18 protein-coding genes are annotated in these 18,642 nt (G+C 40.5%); 4 read left to right on the top strand and 14 right to left on the bottom strand.

The genetic code is table 11. The features are described from left to right. The first annotated feature begins 127 nt into the window (after positions 1–127). Entirely contained in the window at positions 128–1,225 is a 1,098-nt protein-coding gene (locus HWV00_RS03655) for an AraC family transcriptional regulator (RefSeq protein ID WP_211684755.1), read from the top strand. Here the strand turns inward: HWV00_RS03655 and HWV00_RS03650 are convergent. Continuing rightward, positions 1,206–1,667: a tRNA-uridine aminocarboxypropyltransferase gene (locus HWV00_RS03650; protein ID WP_211684754.1), complete on the bottom strand. Its 462-nt coding sequence runs from the start codon at positions 1,665–1,667 to the stop codon at positions 1,206–1,208. The genes HWV00_RS03655 and HWV00_RS03650 overlap by 20 nt on opposite strands. Before the next feature lie 285 nt (positions 1,668–1,952). Here HWV00_RS03650 and HWV00_RS03645 point away from each other — a divergent pair, with 285 nt between their 5' ends. After that, positions 1,953–2,417, top strand: a complete 465-nt coding sequence (locus HWV00_RS03645; RefSeq protein ID WP_211684753.1) for a GAF domain-containing protein — start codon at positions 1,953–1,955, stop codon at positions 2,415–2,417. 28 nt (positions 2,418–2,445) lie between these two features. Here HWV00_RS03645 and HWV00_RS03640 read toward each other — a convergent pair whose 3' ends face one another. From HWV00_RS03640 to HWV00_RS03580, 13 genes are all read right to left on the bottom strand, one after another. After that, positions 2,446–3,024, bottom strand: a complete 579-nt coding sequence (locus tag HWV00_RS03640) for a flavodoxin family protein (RefSeq protein ID WP_211684752.1) — start codon at positions 3,022–3,024, stop codon at positions 2,446–2,448. Positions 3,025–3,207: 183 nt separating this feature from the next. Then, positions 3,208–4,680 (bottom strand): ribosome biogenesis GTPase Der, encoded by a 1,473-nt coding sequence (gene der / locus HWV00_RS03635; protein ID WP_211684751.1) that lies wholly within the window; start codon positions 4,678–4,680, stop codon positions 3,208–3,210. Positions 4,681–4,791: 111 nt separating this feature from the next. Continuing rightward, positions 4,792–5,982 (bottom strand): outer membrane protein assembly factor BamB, encoded by a 1,191-nt coding sequence (gene bamB / locus HWV00_RS03630; RefSeq protein ID WP_211684750.1) that lies wholly within the window; start codon positions 5,980–5,982, stop codon positions 4,792–4,794. After that, positions 5,972–6,643 carry a tetratricopeptide repeat protein gene (locus HWV00_RS03625; RefSeq protein WP_211684749.1) on the bottom strand — a complete coding sequence of 224 codons (672 nt, stop codon included), beginning with the start codon at positions 6,641–6,643 and terminating at the stop codon, positions 5,972–5,974. The genes bamB and HWV00_RS03625 overlap by 11 nt, the downstream gene beginning before the upstream one ends. A 41-nt stretch (positions 6,644–6,684) precedes the next feature. Continuing rightward, positions 6,685–7,965 carry a histidine--tRNA ligase gene (gene hisS / locus HWV00_RS03620; RefSeq protein WP_211684748.1) on the bottom strand — a complete coding sequence of 427 codons (1,281 nt, stop codon included), beginning with the start codon at positions 7,963–7,965 and terminating at the stop codon, positions 6,685–6,687. A 123-nt stretch (positions 7,966–8,088) separates the two neighbouring features. Next, positions 8,089–9,207 (bottom strand): flavodoxin-dependent (E)-4-hydroxy-3-methylbut-2-enyl-diphosphate synthase, encoded by a 1,119-nt coding sequence (gene ispG, locus HWV00_RS03615; protein ID WP_211684747.1) that lies wholly within the window; start codon positions 9,205–9,207, stop codon positions 8,089–8,091. 16 nt (positions 9,208–9,223) lie between these two features. Further along, a complete protein-coding gene (locus HWV00_RS03610) occupies positions 9,224–10,222 on the bottom strand; it encodes a RodZ domain-containing protein (protein WP_211684746.1) in 999 nt (332 codons plus the stop codon). Next, positions 10,212–10,982: a type IV pilus biogenesis/stability protein PilW gene (pilW, locus tag HWV00_RS03605; RefSeq protein WP_211684745.1), complete on the bottom strand. Its 771-nt coding sequence runs from the start codon at positions 10,980–10,982 to the stop codon at positions 10,212–10,214. The genes HWV00_RS03610 and pilW overlap by 11 nt, the downstream gene beginning before the upstream one ends. Positions 10,983–11,007: 25 nt before the next feature. Next, a complete protein-coding gene (locus tag HWV00_RS03600) occupies positions 11,008–12,123 on the bottom strand; it encodes a bifunctional tRNA (adenosine(37)-C2)-methyltransferase TrmG/ribosomal RNA large subunit methyltransferase RlmN (RefSeq protein ID WP_211684744.1) in 1,116 nt (371 codons plus the stop codon). 346 nt (positions 12,124–12,469) lie between these two features. Next, positions 12,470–12,895 carry a nucleoside-diphosphate kinase gene (gene ndk / locus HWV00_RS03595; protein ID WP_211684743.1) on the bottom strand — a complete coding sequence of 142 codons (426 nt, stop codon included), beginning with the start codon at positions 12,893–12,895 and terminating at the stop codon, positions 12,470–12,472. A 216-nt stretch (positions 12,896–13,111) separates the two neighbouring features. Then, on the bottom strand, positions 13,112–14,446 hold the full coding sequence (locus HWV00_RS03590; RefSeq protein ID WP_211684742.1) for a TIGR03503 family protein: 1,335 nt from the start codon (positions 14,444–14,446) through the stop codon (positions 13,112–13,114). A 14-nt stretch (positions 14,447–14,460) separates the two neighbouring features. Next, a complete protein-coding gene (gene dnaQ, locus HWV00_RS03585) occupies positions 14,461–15,198 on the bottom strand; it encodes a DNA polymerase III subunit epsilon (RefSeq protein WP_211684741.1) in 738 nt (245 codons plus the stop codon). 123 nt (positions 15,199–15,321) lie between these two features. Next, on the bottom strand, positions 15,322–16,071 hold the full coding sequence (locus HWV00_RS03580) for a class I SAM-dependent methyltransferase (RefSeq protein ID WP_255554898.1): 750 nt from the start codon (positions 16,069–16,071) through the stop codon (positions 15,322–15,324). Between the two features lie 65 nt (positions 16,072–16,136). Here HWV00_RS03580 and gloB point away from each other — a divergent pair, with 65 nt between their 5' ends. Both gloB and HWV00_RS03570 read left to right on the top strand, forming a co-directional pair. Continuing rightward, a complete protein-coding gene (gene gloB, locus HWV00_RS03575) occupies positions 16,137–16,913 on the top strand; it encodes a hydroxyacylglutathione hydrolase (protein WP_211684740.1) in 777 nt (258 codons plus the stop codon). Between the two features lie 94 nt (positions 16,914–17,007). Continuing rightward, the gene (locus HWV00_RS03570) at positions 17,008–18,612 is read left to right on the top strand and encodes a LysM peptidoglycan-binding domain-containing protein (protein ID WP_211684739.1); all 1,605 of its coding nucleotides are present in this window, start codon (positions 17,008–17,010) and stop codon (positions 18,610–18,612) included. Positions 18,613–18,642: the final 30 nt, after the last annotated feature.

Raw genomic sequence — 18,642 nt, 5'->3', positions numbered from 1 at the left:
TTAAAAGTAGCCTTAAAGCACGGCGTATACAATTCCCATGATATACAATTAATTATCTTTAGTTAGCAATCGTTATTTTTAACGTACGTTTGTGATAATGGCTTCTTACATTTGGAGAATAGGATCGATGACAACCGCAATAGATTCAAAAGTCAGCTTAGGTGATATCTCCGTTAATTTTTTACAACAAATGAGCCTAACAAGTAGTAAGCTCGGTTATGATATTAATCCTACGCTGGCTAAATACAATGTATCTGTCGCTCAGTTAAGTGCGCATCATGGGCGCTTATCTATCCCCAAGTATATGCGTATTGGCTTTGAACTTATTCAGCAAACTGGACGAGATGATCTCGGTCTATTGATGGGCGAAAATGTGTGTTTTCAACATTATGGAATGCTCGGATTTACTTGTATGTCGGCGATTGATATAAGCACGATGGCATACGCGATTGCTCAATACGAAAGCTTGTTAAGTCAAAATGTACGTGGTCACTCGCAATTTATTACTGACCCCCAACCGACTCTCCGCTTTTATTCTATTGCCCCTTACAATGCCTATAATTATTTTGTAGTTGATTCTGTACTAGCGAGTTGGTTCACCTTGCTCACCTCACGCGCTGTCCATTTACAAACCATTAAAAAGGACCTGAAGACCTCGCCACACTCAAACCAATCGCCCCATATTATTAAAGCCGTTCATATCGAATATCCAGAGCCTAAGAACGTTGAACGCTACCAACAATTTTTTAATTGCCCAGTAATATTTAATTCAACATTTAATGGTTTGGTATTGAATAGCGATTACATCGAGCAGCCGTTACCGGATGCGTGTATGAGCAGTTATATTCAAGCTCAGCAATTATGCCAAAATGAATTACAACGCCTACAACAAAATCAAGACTGGCAAAGTAAAGTCATCGAAAAAGTAAGTCATCATTTAGTAGGGAGCATGCCAGACATTAACCAAGTAGCAGCCTTACTCGGCACCTCAGCATGGACATTGAGGCGACGTTTATACAAGGAAAATACGAACTATCAATGCATAATGGATAAAACGAGAAAAGGCTTAGCATTGAGTTATGTACGCGATACACAACTCGCCTTTAGTGAAGTGTCATACTTACTTGGCTTTGCAACTCCAGCCGCTTTTTATAAAGCATTTAGACGCTGGACTAACAGCACCCCCAAAAATTATCGACAGGCATTTATAAGCAAGCGCGAATGAACGATCTAAACTCGACAACCAACTGGTCAGCCTCTTGATCTCGTTGCTGTAGGCGTAATAACTCAATGACACACTCAACAGTACTTAACCCGCCCTCTAATTGATTGGCACGTAAGATAAACTCTGACGCTTGCGCGGCACTTAACGTGACCTTGGGTAGGTCCTGTAGATAATCACTTTGGCGATACATTTTACGCGCTTCCTGCCATGTACTATCCAGTAATACGAGGCTATCGAATTCACTGATATCATGCTCCTCATCCGCATCTGGGGCTAAAATGGCAACACGACCAGATTTGATCGCCGTTAACAATTTTGTATCAGGTTCTTTACGGCGCCAAGGTACAATACTTGTCTCTTTGGGTAGAAACTGTTGAACTAATTTACCGGTATTACTACGGCGTGAGAACTCTCGTTCATGGGTCACAAGGTATATATGCATGAATAATTAACTTCAGTCGACGAAATAGGATAAATATTAAATAAGAGGTAAAGTAACCGCTATCATTATGCCTTACAGTAGGTCTTAACTAAGCTGTAAGTATGACGAGGATCTACTATGTTCGCATTTAGTAAACACATTTTTAGCAAATTAAGCTACATCTTATCACTCTTTTTTTGCCCGAAGGAATCAACTCAAACCAACATCACCTTTATGACGATATAATCATCATTTAAACACGATATAATACATCGACTTTCATCTTATTATTCATAAAGGGAATACATGTCTAAGACTCAACTTTATCAACGCCTTGCCCAACAAGCCGATGCGTTGATGGCAGAAGAAACACATTTAATTGCTAATTTAGCAAACCTCAGTGCCCTACTCTTTATGGAGCTGGAAGACATAAATTGGGCTGGATTTTATTTATACGAAAATGATGAGTTAGTACTTGGTCCATTTCAAGGGCTACCCGCTTGCATCCGCATTCCGGTAGGCAGAGGTGTTTGTGGGGCTGCGGCAAGTACGTTACAAACGCAATTAGTCACTGATGTACATGACTTCCCCGGTCATATTGCCTGTGATGCTGCAAGTAACTCAGAGATTGTAGTACCGATTGTGGTTAATGATAAATTAATCGGTGTACTTGATATCGATAGTCCAAGCATTGGTCGCTTTGATCAAGATGATTTAGTTGGTGCAGAACTACTTGTTAGCCAGCTCATTAAGCGCCTAGCAATCAAGTAACCTATGTAGTTATTTAGCTCAGTCGTGATTATAAGGCCTGTAGCTCTCGTGCGCAGGCCTTCGTGATTAACGCGACACGACGCCCTAAATACCTTGCTGTATCAAGATCACTGCGATGTACCTCGCCTTCTGGGTTATGCCCAACAACACCTAACTGACAGCCTAAGCGATTTAAACCTAAACTATTATATCCACCAGCAATATCTAAACCCACCCATAACATACCATGCTGGCTGGCGAGTGTTGCCATGTATTGGAGTGTATTCGCTTGATCGCCATTAAGACAACTGCCGACAGTAAAACCCGCTGTAAACTTATTTCGCCATTGCTGACCATCCCAGCGTTCACTACTTGCATCTGCAAATGCTTTAAACTGACTCGATACACCACCCATATATGTCGGTGAACCAAATATAATGGCATCAGCATTATCTAATAGACACATCAATTCATCATTATCGAAGCGACCTTCAAACATATCCCAAGCTTGAATCTGACATTCAATGACCTTTACGTCTTCAACGGTATTGATACCGGTGATAACGTCCCGCGCTAACGCTTGAGTAGAGCCTGATTCCGAAAAATAAACGACAGCAACAACGGTCAAGCAAAACCTCTCATTTTATCCATACACATTAACGTAATATCCCTATTTCATATAGCTTCAAATAGTAGCAGCCTTTACATCAATAGTTATAATTAAATACCGTAAATATGATAAAAACATGATTCAGAGATATAAAAAAAGGCCTGTAAAAACAGACCTTTCTATCAATAATAATCAGCGTTATTATTTTTTACTCTTATAGTGCGACATCATACGACGACGTTTCTTCTGTTGCGATAATGATAAGTTATTTTTCTTATCTGCAAACGGGTTTTCGCTGTCACGGAAATCAACTTTAATCGGCGTGCCCATAATTTTTAATGAACGACGGAAATAGTTAATTAGGTAACGGCGATATGAGTTCGCTAATTTTGTTACTTGGTTACCGTGCACAACGATAAGTGGTGGATTGTAGCCACCCGCATGCGCGTAACGTAGTTTAACACGACGACCTGCGTGCATTGGCGGTTGGTGATCATCAACAGCCATACGTACAATACGCGTTAGCATAGACGTTGATACACGCTTAGTTGATGAATCGAATGCTTCTGTAATCGATTCAAATAAGTGACCAACACCTGTACCGTGTAATGCAGAGATGAAATGGATACGTGCAAAGTCAATAAAGCCTAAGCGACGATCAAGTTCAGATTTAATGCGATCTTTCACATCAGTATCTAAACCATCCCACTTGTTCACTGCAATCACAATTGAACGACCAGAGTTAATTGCAAAGCCTAACAATGTTAGATCTTGTGCAGTAACACCAACGCGTGCATCAAATACCATCAATACAACGTTAGCATCATCAATTGCTTGTAATGCTTTAACGATTGAGAATTTCTCAACAGCTTCATTGATATTTTTACGACGACGAACACCTGCAGTATCGATAAGCATGTAGTTACGACCATCACGCTCCATCGGGATGTAGATACTGTCACGCGTAGTACCAGGCATGTCATAAACAACAACACGCTCTTCACCTAGGATACGGTTAACTAGCGTTGATTTACCAACGTTAGGGCAACCAATCATCGCTAGTTTAATCGGTAAACTTGCGTAATCTTCGTCACGTTGCTCTTCTTCCTCTTCTTCAGGTAATAACTCACCATCAATGAAAGGGTCAGCGTCAGAGAATTCTTCCTCTTCTTCAGCATCAACAACTTCAACGTGTGCTAATGCTTCTTCAATAAGAATATTAGTACCACGACCTTGCGATGCAGCAATTTGGTAGATATCACCAAGTGCAAGCGCATAGAATTCTGCAACAGCAACATCGCCATCTAGGCCATCTGTTTTGTTCGCAACAAGAAATACTTTCTTTTCTTGTTTACGTAAATGTTCAGCAATTGCTTGGTCAGAGACAGTTAAGCCTGCTCGTGCATCCACTAAAAATAATACGGCATCAGCTTCTTCAATCGCAAGTAGCGATTGGTCAGCCATTTTTGCATCAATCCCTTCTTCATCACCGTTAATACCGCCGGTATCAACTACGATGAACTCACGACCAGCTAAGTTAGCTTGTCCATATTTACGGTCACGAGTTAACCCTGGGAAATCGGCAACAAGTGCGTCCCGGGTACGAGTTAAGCGGTTGAACAATGTTGATTTACCAACATTAGGGCGTCCAACCAATGCAATTACAGGGGTCATATATAACCTCAGCCTCAATACGGCTCTAGTAAAATGAAAGTCACTTATTTAAAAGGACAAAATGCGCCTCTCGGCGCAATAAATTATGTTAATGGTATTCTATCTAGCGGGTTAAATTGGTTTCTTTACAGCAACCAAGTCACCACTGCGGCTTTGAACGTAGAGATATTCTTCTGAGTTCAATGCTTTAGAAAATAGTCCATCACTATCAATTAACTGTTGTGCTACCAGTTTACCGGTTTTACGATCTAACCAGTGTAGGTAGCCTTCTTTATCTCCGACAACAATATTGTTACCCGAGACAACCGGTGCAGTAACACCGCGTAATGCTAAACGATTCTGCGACCATAAAGTCAAACCATTACGACGATCAATCGCATGGATGCGGCCTTCAGTATCTGTTAAAAACAACTCGAAACCAGCCACGGTGAGATCTTTTACTGACGCATAAGCGCGTTTCCAAAGAACCTTACCAGAGCGTAATTCAATTGCCATTAGTTCGCCATTAAAAGCCGACGTATACACGTCTGTACCACGAGCAACTGCTTGCCCATTAACATCAACTAAACGGTCAATATCATTAGCGCCTTTTGGCTTAGCAACATTAACTTCCCAGATCAAACGACCATTGGCAAGAAAGACGGCGGCTAGTTTACCATCACTGCGTCCATAAATCGCTGCTCCATTAGTAGTGATTGGCGAATTATTCCCACGTAATGTTAATGTAGGTAATTCTGAGCTTTGAATCCAACGTTGTTCACCCGTTTGCACATCAAAGCCAATCAAGCTACCACTGCCAGTTTGAATGATAACCAGTCCTTCATCAACAACAGGGCTCGCAATCACTTCACCATCAGTTTCAACTTGCCAGATAACGTCACCAGTTTTGTCATCTAATGCAAATAAGACTGCATTTTCACTGCCAACAAATACCATGCCGTAACCCGCAGCAATGCCGCCCGAAAGCAGGGCATTATCACTGTCATCAAAACGGTTAAATACCGCTTGTTCAGATAGATCCTGTTCCCAAATTTCATCACCTGAAATTGGGTTTAACGCTGTCACTAAGCCAGCTCGACTTGCCGCAAACAGTTGGTCGTTTACAAGTAATGTTCGAGTCTGTGAATAATACTCACCAACACCCGAACCAATACTCTTGCGCCATTCTACTTCTGGCGTAAATTCAGACTGAATCTCAGGCAATGGAGAATACACGTCCTCATCATCGCTAAACAAAGAGCAACCTTGTAACAAGACTGAAAGAACTGCAGCTGTAGTCAGTGTTCTCAGCTTATTGGCCATTCAAGTCACCTGCAATCGCAGCATCTAGATCATCTGCAACGTCAGCAACAGCAAGGTCATTCAGTTTTAATTGTAATAACTGTGTATTTGCACCAACACCTGCTAACGCAGCTTCATAAGCACTACGCGCTGCGTTTAAATCGCCTTGTTGAACATAAATATCACCTTTGATTTCCGCTGTTTTACTCGCGAATGTATCAAGTGTTACTTTTTCAAGAGTCGCTAATGCTGCATCAAAGTTTTCTAATTGCGCTTGAACACGTGCTAGACGAAGATTAGCAATCGGCAAGATACTTGCTTGATTACTGCTATTCGCTACCCAGCTAAGTTGTTTCTCAGCTTCAGCATAATCTTGTTTTTTAACGGCTTCAGCTGCAAGCTGTAATGCTGTTAATGTTGCATAAGCATTACCACTGTTTGCATCAATAAACATCTGAGTTGTCGCCTTCGCCGCAAGTCCATTTTCAGATAATTCAGTCACAACAGTATCATAAGCAGCTGATAGTTCTTCTTGTCCTGTTAACTGGCTATCGTTGTAATAACGAAAACCAACTAAACCTGCTAGGCCTAGCACAGTACCAAAAATAACCGCATTACCATTGGATTTCCACCATGACTTCAGCGCTTCAACTTGTTGTTCTTCAGTAGCGTAACCTTCCACGTCTCACCCTTAATTTTTAAACACAACTAAACAGTATTATTTTACTTGTTTAATAGCGTTGTTAATTTATTGACTAACTCTGTCACTGCAATGGTTTGCTGTTCTGTTTTACCAGTCAGGTCTTTCACAGTCACTTGTTTGTTTTCGATTTCATCGCCACCCAAAATAAGAGCTACTTTCGCGCCATTTTGGTCAGCTCGTTTAAGTTGTTTCTTAAAGTTACCGCCGCCGTTATGCATCATTACTTTTGCAGTTGGCATTTGATCGCGTAACTGCTCCGCTAATAACATACCGTGTACATCAGCGCCTTCGCCTAATGCTGCGATATAAACATCAACAGCGCCAGCGATATCCGCTGTCAGCTCTAATGTTTCTAATAATAATACAAGACGTTCAATGCCCAAAGCAAAGCCAACAGCAGGTGTCGCTTTGCCACCAAGTTGCTCTACTAAGCCATCATAACGACCGCCACCACACACAGTACCCTGTGCGCCTAGGCTTTCAGTAACCCACTCAAATACAGTGTAGTTATAATAATCAAGGCCGCGAACTAAACGATCATTGATTTGATATTTAACGCCTGCGCTATCTAACATCTTACATAGACCATCAAAATGCGCTTTAGTTTCTTCACCGTAGTAATCAGCTAAGCTTGGTGCATCTGTAAGCAATGCTTGTACATTTGGATTCTTGCTGTCTAGTACACGTAATGGGTTCGTGTACATACGACGTTGGCTTTCTTCATCAAGATCTTCTTTAAAGCCTTCTAAGAAGCTAATTAGTGCTTCCTTATGCGCAATACGCTCTTCTGAAGAACCCAGTGAGTTCAGCTGTAATGTCACATGCTGGTCGATACCAAGTAGTTTCCACAGACGCGCTGTTAATAAAATAACTTCTGCATCAGTATCTGCACCTTTAAGGCCAAAAATTTCCACACCAAACTGGTGGAATTGACGATAACGTCCTTTTTGTGGGCGCTCATGACGGAACATTGGTCCGATGTACCACATACGACGTTCTTGGTTATATAACAAACCATTTTGAATACCAGCACGTACTGTTGACGCAGTGCCTTCAGGACGTAGTGTAAGGCTGTCACCGTTACGGTCATCAAACGTGTACATTTCTTTTTCAACAACGTCTGTTACTTCACCGATCGCGCGCTTAAATAAATGCGTAGATTCAACGATTGGCATACGGATTTCAGAGTAGCCATAGGCTGCAACAGTATCACGTAATACTGATTCTACTTTTTGCCATACCGGCGTTTGTTCTGGTAAGCAATCATTCATGCCACGAATTGCTTGGATTGGTTTAGCCACGGTCACTCTCGAAAATTAAAAAAGACATATAACCCCAGATTATAAGGAGTTTCTACGTCGAGGTAAAATATTCAAAGGTGTTAGTAGGATATTTATCCTAATTCCAACACCTTTACGGTAAAATTACGATTCTGCGTCTGTTACGATGATATTTTCAGGTGCCATCATCGCTGCTTTCGCTCGAATTTTAGCCTCTAACTGATCGATCATGTCGTTATTATCAAAACGTTCTTTTTGACGTTTGCCATCTAAGTAATAACCGCTCTTATTACTACCGCCAGTTACACCAATCTGTGATACTTCAGCTTCGCCTGGGCCATTCACGACACAACCGATGATAGATACGTCCATTGGTGTAATAATATCTTCTAAACGCTCTTCAAGTGCATTAACAGTGCTGATAACATCAAACTCTTGACGTGAGCAAGTAGGACAAGCAATAAAGTTAATACCACGACTACGGATACGCAGTGATTTAAGAATATCAAAACCAACACGAATTTCTTCAACTGGATCTGCTGCAAGTGAAATACGTAACGTATCACCAATACCTTCAGCTAATAGCATACCAAGACCAACCGATGACTTAACCGCACCACTTCTGAAACCACCGGCTTCAGTAATACCTAAATGTAGCGGTTGCTCGATTCTCTTTGCTAATTGACGATAAGATTCGACAGCAAGAAATACATCCGATGCTTTTACGCTAACTTTAAACTGATCAAAGTTCAAACGGTCAAGAATATCAACGTGGCGCATTGCTGATTCAACAAGTGCAGCAGGTGTTGGTTCACCATATTTCTCTTGGATCTCTCGTTCTAACGAGCCACCGTTTACACCAATACGAATAGGAATATTCATATCTTTAGCGCAATCAACAACAGAACGAATACGGCTTTCATTACCAATATTGCCTGGATTAATACGTAAACAATCCACACCATATTCTGCCACTTTAAGTGCGATACGGTAGTCAAAATGGATATCAGCAACCAACGGTACATCTACTTGCTGTTTAATCAATTTAAATGCTTCAGCTGCATCCATCGTCGGTACAGAAACACGAACAATATCAGCGCCAACGGCTTCTAATGCTTTAATTTGAGCAACGGTTGCAGCAACATCCGTCGTCAACGTATTTGTCATTGACTGTACAGCAATCGGCGCATTGCCGCCGACAGGCACATTACCAACCATAATTTGTTTTGATTGGCGGCGAATAATTGGGCTTTCCTGGTGCATATATATAACTCGTTAATTAAGCTTTAAAAGGTAATTTAAATTTAGCAAGTCGACCTTTTCTAAAGGTAGATAGATCGACTGGTTCACCGGCATAACTCATTGTAACTTGCTCTGGCGCGCCGAGTTTTACTGACAATGGTGCTAAACCCTGTAATGTAACTGTCTGACCGGCTTTTTTAACACCAGTCAATAATGTTTTTCCATCACTGTCTTTAATCTGTATCCAGCAATCACCTGTAAACATTAATAATAACGCTTGGTTAGGATTATCCGCTGGACTCTCCTCTCGTTTTTTTACAACGTTCACCGTAGGCTCTTCAAGATTCGCTGCAATTGGCGATTCAAGTTCAACAATTGGCGTTACAATAGGCGTGATAGCCATTGCTTGTTCAGGTAATTCTGTAGGCTGTTCAGATACTGAAGTTGGCGATACGATTACTGTATCGGTAGCAGTATCAGTAGCAATGTCCAGATTTTCAGTCATTGGAACAACGACATCATCTTTGACGACAGCGTCTGTTGATACAACAGTTTCAATTGGGCTTGGTTCAGGAACAGGTACAACAACCTCAACTTCATCGCCGCGTAATCCCCAAATTAAGAATACGATAAGCATAAAACCAACGATGCCATAACTCACTAACATGAGGCGGTTATCATGTGCTTCTAATTTTGTTCGTTTAGAAAAGCTTTGTAATTCGGCTTGTTGCTCACATGCTACGTTTTGACAGTCATATGCACGGAGTACTTCGTCTTCATCGATCTTTAGATAACGGGCATAGCAACGAATGTAGCCACGCATGAAGGTTGGTGAGATATCTTTATCAGCAACAGCTTCTTCAATGTTGCGAATAACGGATAGTTTTAGATTAATATTGTCACTGACTTGCTTTACGCTAATACCTAATGCAACACGCGCATCTTGTAATATCTGCCCTGCAGTTATTACTTCGATATTATCTTGCAGATCAGCAGGTTTATCTGCATCTTTTAAGGTTTCTAAATCAATAGTCATTTGTAATATATTTTTGTGTTTGGATCGCTAACGGAAATTGAGCTAATAATTGACGACTATATACTTCAGCGACCGCTGAACTATGTTGTTTATCCGCAATATTAAAACCCAACCAAAGACTGCGTGCGGTTGCCTTAGTGGCTGACTCATATTTCATTAATTGCTGTTTAGCCGCCGCGTAATCGGCCAATTTATAGTGTAATTCAGCAATAGATAACCGTACGTCTAAATTTTGCGGTGCATATGCGAGAGATGATTGTAAATATGTTAACGCCTGTGACTTTTCGCCATTTTCAAGCGCACACTGGCCCGCATTTTCATAACTATTTGCAATTTGATTATAACTTGGTGACGAGATTGCAGCTAAAAACTCAGCCTCAGCTTCATGATATCGAGCTATTCCACATAGGAATACACCAAAGTTATTATGGATGTTACCATCATTTGGTGCAAGTTCAAGCGCCTGTAGATAGGCTTTTTCAGCTTGTGCATGCTCTTTTACTTTCTGATAGTAATACGCATACGCTAAATAAACATCTGCATCGTTAGGTGTATAACGCACAGCTCTATCAAGATTCACTTTTGCTTCTTGATAGTTTTCAATTTCAATATACTTTAGTGCTAAGGTTAAACGGCTTCTTGCCGCTGCAGTGATATCAACCGAGTTGTCACTCAAACCAGCACTGGTTTCAATGTAACTCTGTGAGCTACACCCTGCCAGTGCTGTTACTATTAATCCTACTACAGCGAAACGTTTCATGCCTAAATCCATCTAGTCAAATGTGTTAATCACTCATTTTGACTGAAATCTCTTCGCCTTGCATCCGTTTTTTTAATGTTCTCTTCGTTCTGTCGATTACATCACCCGCTAATTGACCGCAAGCAGCATCAATATCATCGCCACGTGTTTTACGAATTGTTACTGTATTTTCGTAAGTCATCAGTACTTTATTGAAGCGATCAATACGGCTATTACTTGGCTTACCATAGTCACTACCCGGGAAAGGGTTGAATGGAATCAAGTTGATTTTACACGGTGTATCTTTTAATAAATGCGCTAATTCGTGTGCCTGATCCGTTGAATCATTAACATGATCAAGTAGTACATACTCGATTGTTACTTTCTGACGGTTGGCATTTGATTTGCTAATGTAGGTCTTAACAGATGATAACAAGGTTTCAATATTATACTTTTTATTGATCGGTACAATTTCGTCACGTAGTTCATCATTTGGCGCGTGTAGTGATACAGCTAGTGCCACATCGATTAAATCACCTAGTTTGTCCAGTGCAGGTACAACGCCAGAAGTAGATACTGTTACGCGACGTTTTGATAGACCAAAACCGTAATCATCTAGCATCAAGTTTAACGCAGGTACCAAGTTTGTCATGTTAAGTAGAGGCTCGCCCATTCCCATCATTACAACGTTAGTGATCGCACGTTTCTTGTTGTTGAAACCAATAACTTGTGTTGCACGCCATACCTGACCAATGATCTCAGATACACGTAAGTTACGGTTAAAGCCTTGCTGTGCTGTCGAGCAGAATGTACATTCTAGTGCACAACCAACTTGTGACGATACACAAAGTGTCGCACGGTCACCATCAGGAATATAAACCGTTTCATATTCTTGGCCATCAACTTTTAATGCCCATTTAATTGTGCCGTCAGCACTGCGTTGTTCTTGACTAATTTCAGGTGCTTCAATAACAGTTTCGCGCAATAATTTTTCACGTAACTTCTTATTTAAGTTAGTCATTTCATTGATGTCATCACAACCTTCATGATAAATCCATTTCATCACTTGATCGGCACGGAATGGTTTTTCACCAATGTCTGAAAAATATTGGCGCATAGCGTTGCGATCAAAGTCTAATAGATTAATCTTTTTATTACTCATGAAGTGAGCCTCTGTAATGTATTTTATTCGGTTTGAAACAATTTAAGACTCAATTTTAAACACTATTTTGAACATAGTTGGATAAAAAAGACGATGCTAAAATTGAGGTTTCAGGGCGCGGGATTGTACAAAGTTTAACGCCTTGACGCTAGCGCATTAGCCGAATTAAACAAAATAATTTATTAGCCATCATATTCAATAATCGAGAATAAGGCTGAATAACAGAGGATTAAGGTGTTATAGACGAAATATATAAGAATTTAATGGAGGAGGTAAAATAGAAGACGGGCAGTAAATCAATCATACCTAGATGTGTGATCTCTTTACTACCCGATAAACAATAGGATTAGCGTGAGCAAACTTCATTTTCAGTAAAGAAGTAAGCTATTTCACGTGCTGCTGATTCTTCGCTATCAGAACCATGAACAGCATTGAAACGCATGCTTTCAGCATAATCGCAACGTAACGTACCCGCTGCTGCGTTTTCTGGATTCGTTGTACCCATTAATTCACGGTAGAAAGTGATCGCATTTTCACCTTCTAATACTTGAACCATGATTGGACCAGACGTCATGAATTCCATTAGAGGTTCGAAAAATACTTTGCCTTCATGCTCAGCATAAAAACCTTCCGCTTGTTCACGAGTAAGGTGAAGCATTTTTGCTCCCACTACACTTAAACCACAAGCTTCAATACGAGAGTAAATAGCACCGATTAAATTTTTTCTTACTGCATCAGGCTTAACAATAGAAAAAGTGCGTTGAATCGCCATAATTTTTAACCTTAATTTGAGAAATTGACTATTAAAATTTGACTATCTAAGCAGAGAGCTAGTCAGCTGATAACCTTCTAAAACAAAGACTACCTTATTAACATTGACTTTAATTGCATTACATTTTTTAAACAAGTATTAATCGCGAAAGAATTATTAAATACGTCCCTTATTTTCTGTTAATTGAACTCACTTTCTAATTGGTTACGTTTCAAACTATTTATCAAGTGAATTCAAATCCAGATCGGTCAACATATCAAGATCTCCACTCATTCCTTTCGGCTCTTTAGCCGTATCATCACTAGCGGTTATCTCGTCGCTGTTCAATTGATTAGCGATTACTTTTTCAAATTTACGCTTTTGCCAAAATTTAATACTAAATAAAATCGCGACTGCAACGATGAGAGTCGTTAATAACCCCCCGACAACCCACAATAATATATTCCACTCAATTTCAGAGTCGTCGCTAACAGCTTCAATTGTCGGCTCAGCCTGAGATGCAATAGGAGCAGGTATTAATGAGCTGTCGATAGTGATAGGTCGGGGAATGACAAAGGCTTCCGGAGACATATTAATTGTAATTTCACGCCCTGCTTTTGTTGTAGCAAACAACGCTAATTCGATATTATAACTACCAATATGCTCAGGTCGCTCAAATGTATGAATCAGTTCAGCCGTATCTGGTTCACCATAAATGATAAAGTCACTGCTTGGACCACCGTTAACGGACGCTAAGCGACCTTTAATCACGACACTCTCTGACTTTAGCTCCTCGATATCGACAGTTACTTTTAACTTAGGCTCAGCATCGAATAACAGAGGTAACATTTGTGTTTTTATTGGGCGAGGAAAGATGACTACATCTTGATTAAAGCTGCGCGTAAACGCGTGATTGTTTACCGCAACTTCGAACTTATATTTACCAGTGGCTAAATCAAGTTTTAAATACGTCGTAAACAGACCATCTTCAGGGATCTCATCATAAAACATCCCTTCATCATTAAATTTAGCCAGTTCTTGAGAAATGAAATTAAAATTTTCGTCTTCGGTACGATTATAACCATAAGCAGTCATAATCAGTTCAGTGTCTCGTAAGTAGGATTCGTTTAAACGTTTCTTCAAATGTAATAACGCACCACTTACCTTTAAACGCTCCCCACTGTAAAGTTGAATAGGCAAACGGTCAACTTGCAGCTGAACATCAGATAATATCTGAATCCGATTATCACCTTGGATCTTGCCTAACGCCTGCCAAGGTCCAGGCATCGGATCATCGATGGTGATAATGTCATTTTCTTCACCTTCAATCCAATGAACTTGCTCTGATTTATCCCAAACATAGACCTTGCTACCATCAGGACGAACTAAGATCACTGCTTTAGAAAAACGTGCTCGCGCAATAATAAATGTTATTTTTTCAATGCCATAATCAACACGAAAGCGATTATCTAACAAGGGAATATCACTCGTTTGATAAACACTTTGGGCGGTACTAAAAGCACTCATCGTTACAGCAAAAATAAATGCTAATAATAACCCTATATTACGCATACGTTTCCTTTATTTTAGTGTACTTGCCACAAAGCATCACCGACGATACCAAGTCGCTCATCATGCGCTTTCAATTCTTCACTCGTCGCGAGTACAACCTTCAACGGCGCACGCGTCGCGGCAAGTCGACGAAGACCACTACTTTGATCACCCGCACTGTCTTGCGATAAATTCAATTTAGTTTGACCACCGGTCATAAACAGATAAACATCTGCTAAGATCTCGGCATCCAGTAATGCACCATGCAGGGTACGGTGTGAGTTATCGATACCATAACGGTTACATAATACATCTAAGTTATTTCGTTTACCGGGAAAGAGTTTCTTCGCGATAGCTAATGTATCGGTAATCTTGCAGATTTCTTTAGTTTCAGGCAGACCTTTATTCAGTAATCTGAATTCATGGTCGATAAAGCTAATATCGAACGAGGCGTTGTGAGCCACCAATTCGGCACCGTTAATGAAGGTAAGAAACTCATCAGCGATAGCAGAAAATACAGGCTTATCTTGCAAGAATTCATCCGTGATCCCATGAACCGCGATCGCTTCAGGATCAACCAAGCGGTCGGGCTTGATATAAACATGGTAAGTACGGCCAGTAGGACGGCGATTGATCAATTCAATACAACCAATTTCAATCACGCGATGACCAATGTGTACACCACCCGCGCCCATATTCATACCGGTTGTTTCGGTATCAAAAACGATTACACGACCAGCGCCCTGTATTAACTCTGCATTGTCCAACGACATAAATTTCACCACTTCAATTAAACTGTGGCTATTCTAATATGAATTGACGTTCGATTCACCTGATAACATGCGTAAATCAGTTAGGGAAGTATAGATGAGAGGATAAACATACCGCGAGATAAACTAAGATGACTTATGCGGTAATTTCTGGGTCGCGCCTGTGGGGATAAAACGACGTTTAGCTCGCGCTACTTGCCACCAATTTTTAACCGGTGATATCGGTGCTCGTCGTTTACGAGCTACAATAAAGTAGACCGATGAAAAAGAAGGAAAGTGCATTTGACCAATCCCTTCAGACCACCACGTTAATGGTTTCTTGCCCAAAAAAGATGTGAAAGCAAATCGATCATCTTGCACAATTTCAAAACCGAGTAATTCAAGCCAGTCTTTAATACGTGCAGGGGTGAACATTCTGCCAGACCAAGGGGGATGATTACGTTTCACACCAAACAATTTAACCATGCCACAGAGTGATAGCGGATTATAGCCACTTAAAATAAGGTAACCATCACCGGTTAAGACACGCTCAACCTCACGTAATACTTGATGCGGATCAGCCGAAAAATCCAATGATTGCGTCAGAATACAAGCATCAATACAATTTTCCTGAAAAGGCAAATGTGCAGGGTCAACAAATATCCCCCCCATCCCTTGTTCTGATGTTGCCGTGACCTGATGTTGTATACTACTGCCAAAACAATTAAGCTCACCACTCAGCGAACCCAATTTTAGTAGATGATAACCAAATACTTTAGGACACCAAACATCTAGCCGAGCCTGAATTTGGCTAGCAAGCCACTCTCCCATTGGAAGATCGTTCCAAGAGTGAGGGATTGTTATTTCATGCTTATGATGTGCAGGTTTTATTAACACGACAATATCCGCTAAAATTTTGTTTTATATGTAATTAAAGATAATCCCATAAAGAGAACGATGCAATGCTTGAAGTCATTTCTATACCAACATTTAACGACAATTATGTTTGGTTGATCAAAAATACTGAAAATAATCACTGTTGTATCGTCGATCCAGGTCAATCAGGTCCCGTATTAGAAGTGATCAATAAACAGAATTTGATCCTCGATGCTATTTTAATTACACATCACCATTATGATCATATTGACGGTATCAATAACATAATTACCGCATCAGAACACCCTGTGAATATCTATTCATCAATTGAAATGGATGTTAATGCGCCACTCACGTTAGTATCTGAAAATAGCCAATTAAGTTTATTAAATAATAGTTTAATATTAACGGTTATGGCGACACCAGGGCACAAGCGTGAACATGTTGTTTACCATAATCAAACCATGTTGTTTTCAGGTGATACATTATTCTCTGGTGGCTGTGGCCGAATTCTTGACGGAAACGCGACTGAACTTTTTTCATCACTGCAACGTATCAAAGCCTTAAATGAAAATATTCAGGTCTACCCTGCTCATGAATATACCCAAGCTAATTTAATGTTTTGCTATGCGGTTGAACCACAAAACAGTAACCTAAAAAAGCACATTGAGCTTACAGCAAAATTACGTCAACAAGGTTTACCTACCGTACCAAACAGCCTTAAAAATGAAAAAGAAATCAATGTTTTCTTACGTACTGATGAAATAACAGTGAGCATGGCAATGGAGCACAAACTGCTTGATATCCTAACCAGTGAACAAGCGGTATTCACAGCGTTAAGGGCTTGGAAAGACCATTTTTAACCAATAAAGATAAATAAATACCCCAAATGATACACTTGCTTTGTTTTTCGTTGACGATTAGCATACCAAGGTTGTTCACTCACATAAGATGTATATGAAATTTAAATTATCCATTCCGGTATTGATATTACTGACCGGTTGTCAAATGACACCAGAAGATCACAGTAACGATGTGCAAACTACGATAACGCCTGCCGTTACCCAATCTCCAAAAGCCAGCGATGAAGACACCGGTTTAGATAGTGCGACAGCAGAAAAAATTGCAAAACTGATTGTTAGTGAAGAGATCACCGTCGAGCCTATTGATAACGTTTGGGTACGTATTGCAGAGCAAATGACGATTCCTATTCCCGATAATGCTCGCATAGCAAAACACCGTAAATGGTTCTTAGAGCACCCGCAACATTTAATGACGGTATCAAAACGTGCAGAACCATTTCTCTACCTGATTGTTGAAGAACTTGAGCGTCGTAACTTACCATTAGAACTCGCACTACTACCTGTTGTAGAAAGTGCATTTGACCCATTTGCCTACTCTCATGGTAGTGCATCAGGTATGTGGCAATTTGTACCCGGCACAGCAACGCAATATGGTCTAGATCAAAACTGGTGGTACGATGGTCGCCGTGACGTACTTGCATCAACAAGTGCAGCGTTAACCTACATGGAATATTTAAGTCGTCGCTTCGATGGCGACTGGCTACACGCCCTTGCTTCATATAACTCAGGTCAAGGTCGCGTAGGTCGCTCTATTAAGCGTAACCAAAAAGCCGGCTTAGCAACGGACTTCTGGTCGTTGTCGTTACCAAAAGAAACAGAAGCATACGTACCGAAGTTATTAGCACTTGCAGACATATTGCAAAACGCTGACAAATATAACCTGACACTACCTGTCATTGATAACGAGCCAGCTATTCAACAAGTTGACGTTAATAGCCAAATAGACCTAGCGCTTGCCGCTGATCTAGCCGATATGCAAGTTGATCAACTACAGCGTCTTAACCCAGGCTTCAACCAATGGGCTACAGCACCAGATGGACCGCATACCTTATTAATTCCAAATGAGAATGTAGAAAAATTTGAAGCTGCATTAGCAAAAACGGATGCGAAAGGTCGTCTAAACTGGGTTCGCTATAAAGTGAAATCAGGTGATAGCTTAGGTGAGATTGCTGAAAACTATAATACCTCAAGTAAGATCATCGCATCTGTTAATAATCTCGATTCGAGCATGATTAAAATCGGCCAAGCATTGTTGATCCCGATGGCTGCAAAAGACTTAAATTATTATAAATTCAGTGAATCATCGCGTATTACACGCCGTCAAGAAAAGCCAGCAGGACGCTTCAAAGTAGTCCATAAAGTACAATCAGGCGATAACTTGTGGGATATCTCACGTGCTTATAAAGTCAATTATAAGAGCTTGGCAAAATGGAACAACATCGCGCCTAAAGATGCATTAAAGATCAATCAAAAACTGGTTGTTTGGCAAGGTAAAAAACAAGGTAGTAGCAATGGCAAAGGTATTATGCGTAACATTACCTATAAAGTACGCCAAGGCGATTCACTCGCTCGTATTGCCAACAAGTTTAACGTAAAGGTCAAAGATCTTGTTAGATGGAATGGGCTGGCTAATCAGAAGTACATCCAGCCAGGACAATCATTACGCCTTTATGTTGATGTAACAAAAGTAAATACTTAATACATCAACGTAAAACCCAAACAGCACATA

Origin of the sequence: Moritella sp. 24 (assembly GCF_018219155.1) — a bacterium.
In the GTDB taxonomy this organism is placed as follows: Bacteria; Pseudomonadota; Gammaproteobacteria; order Enterobacterales; family Moritellaceae; genus Moritella.
Note: the sequence above shows the minus strand (reverse complement) of the source record. Positions and strands in the feature narration are given on the sequence as shown.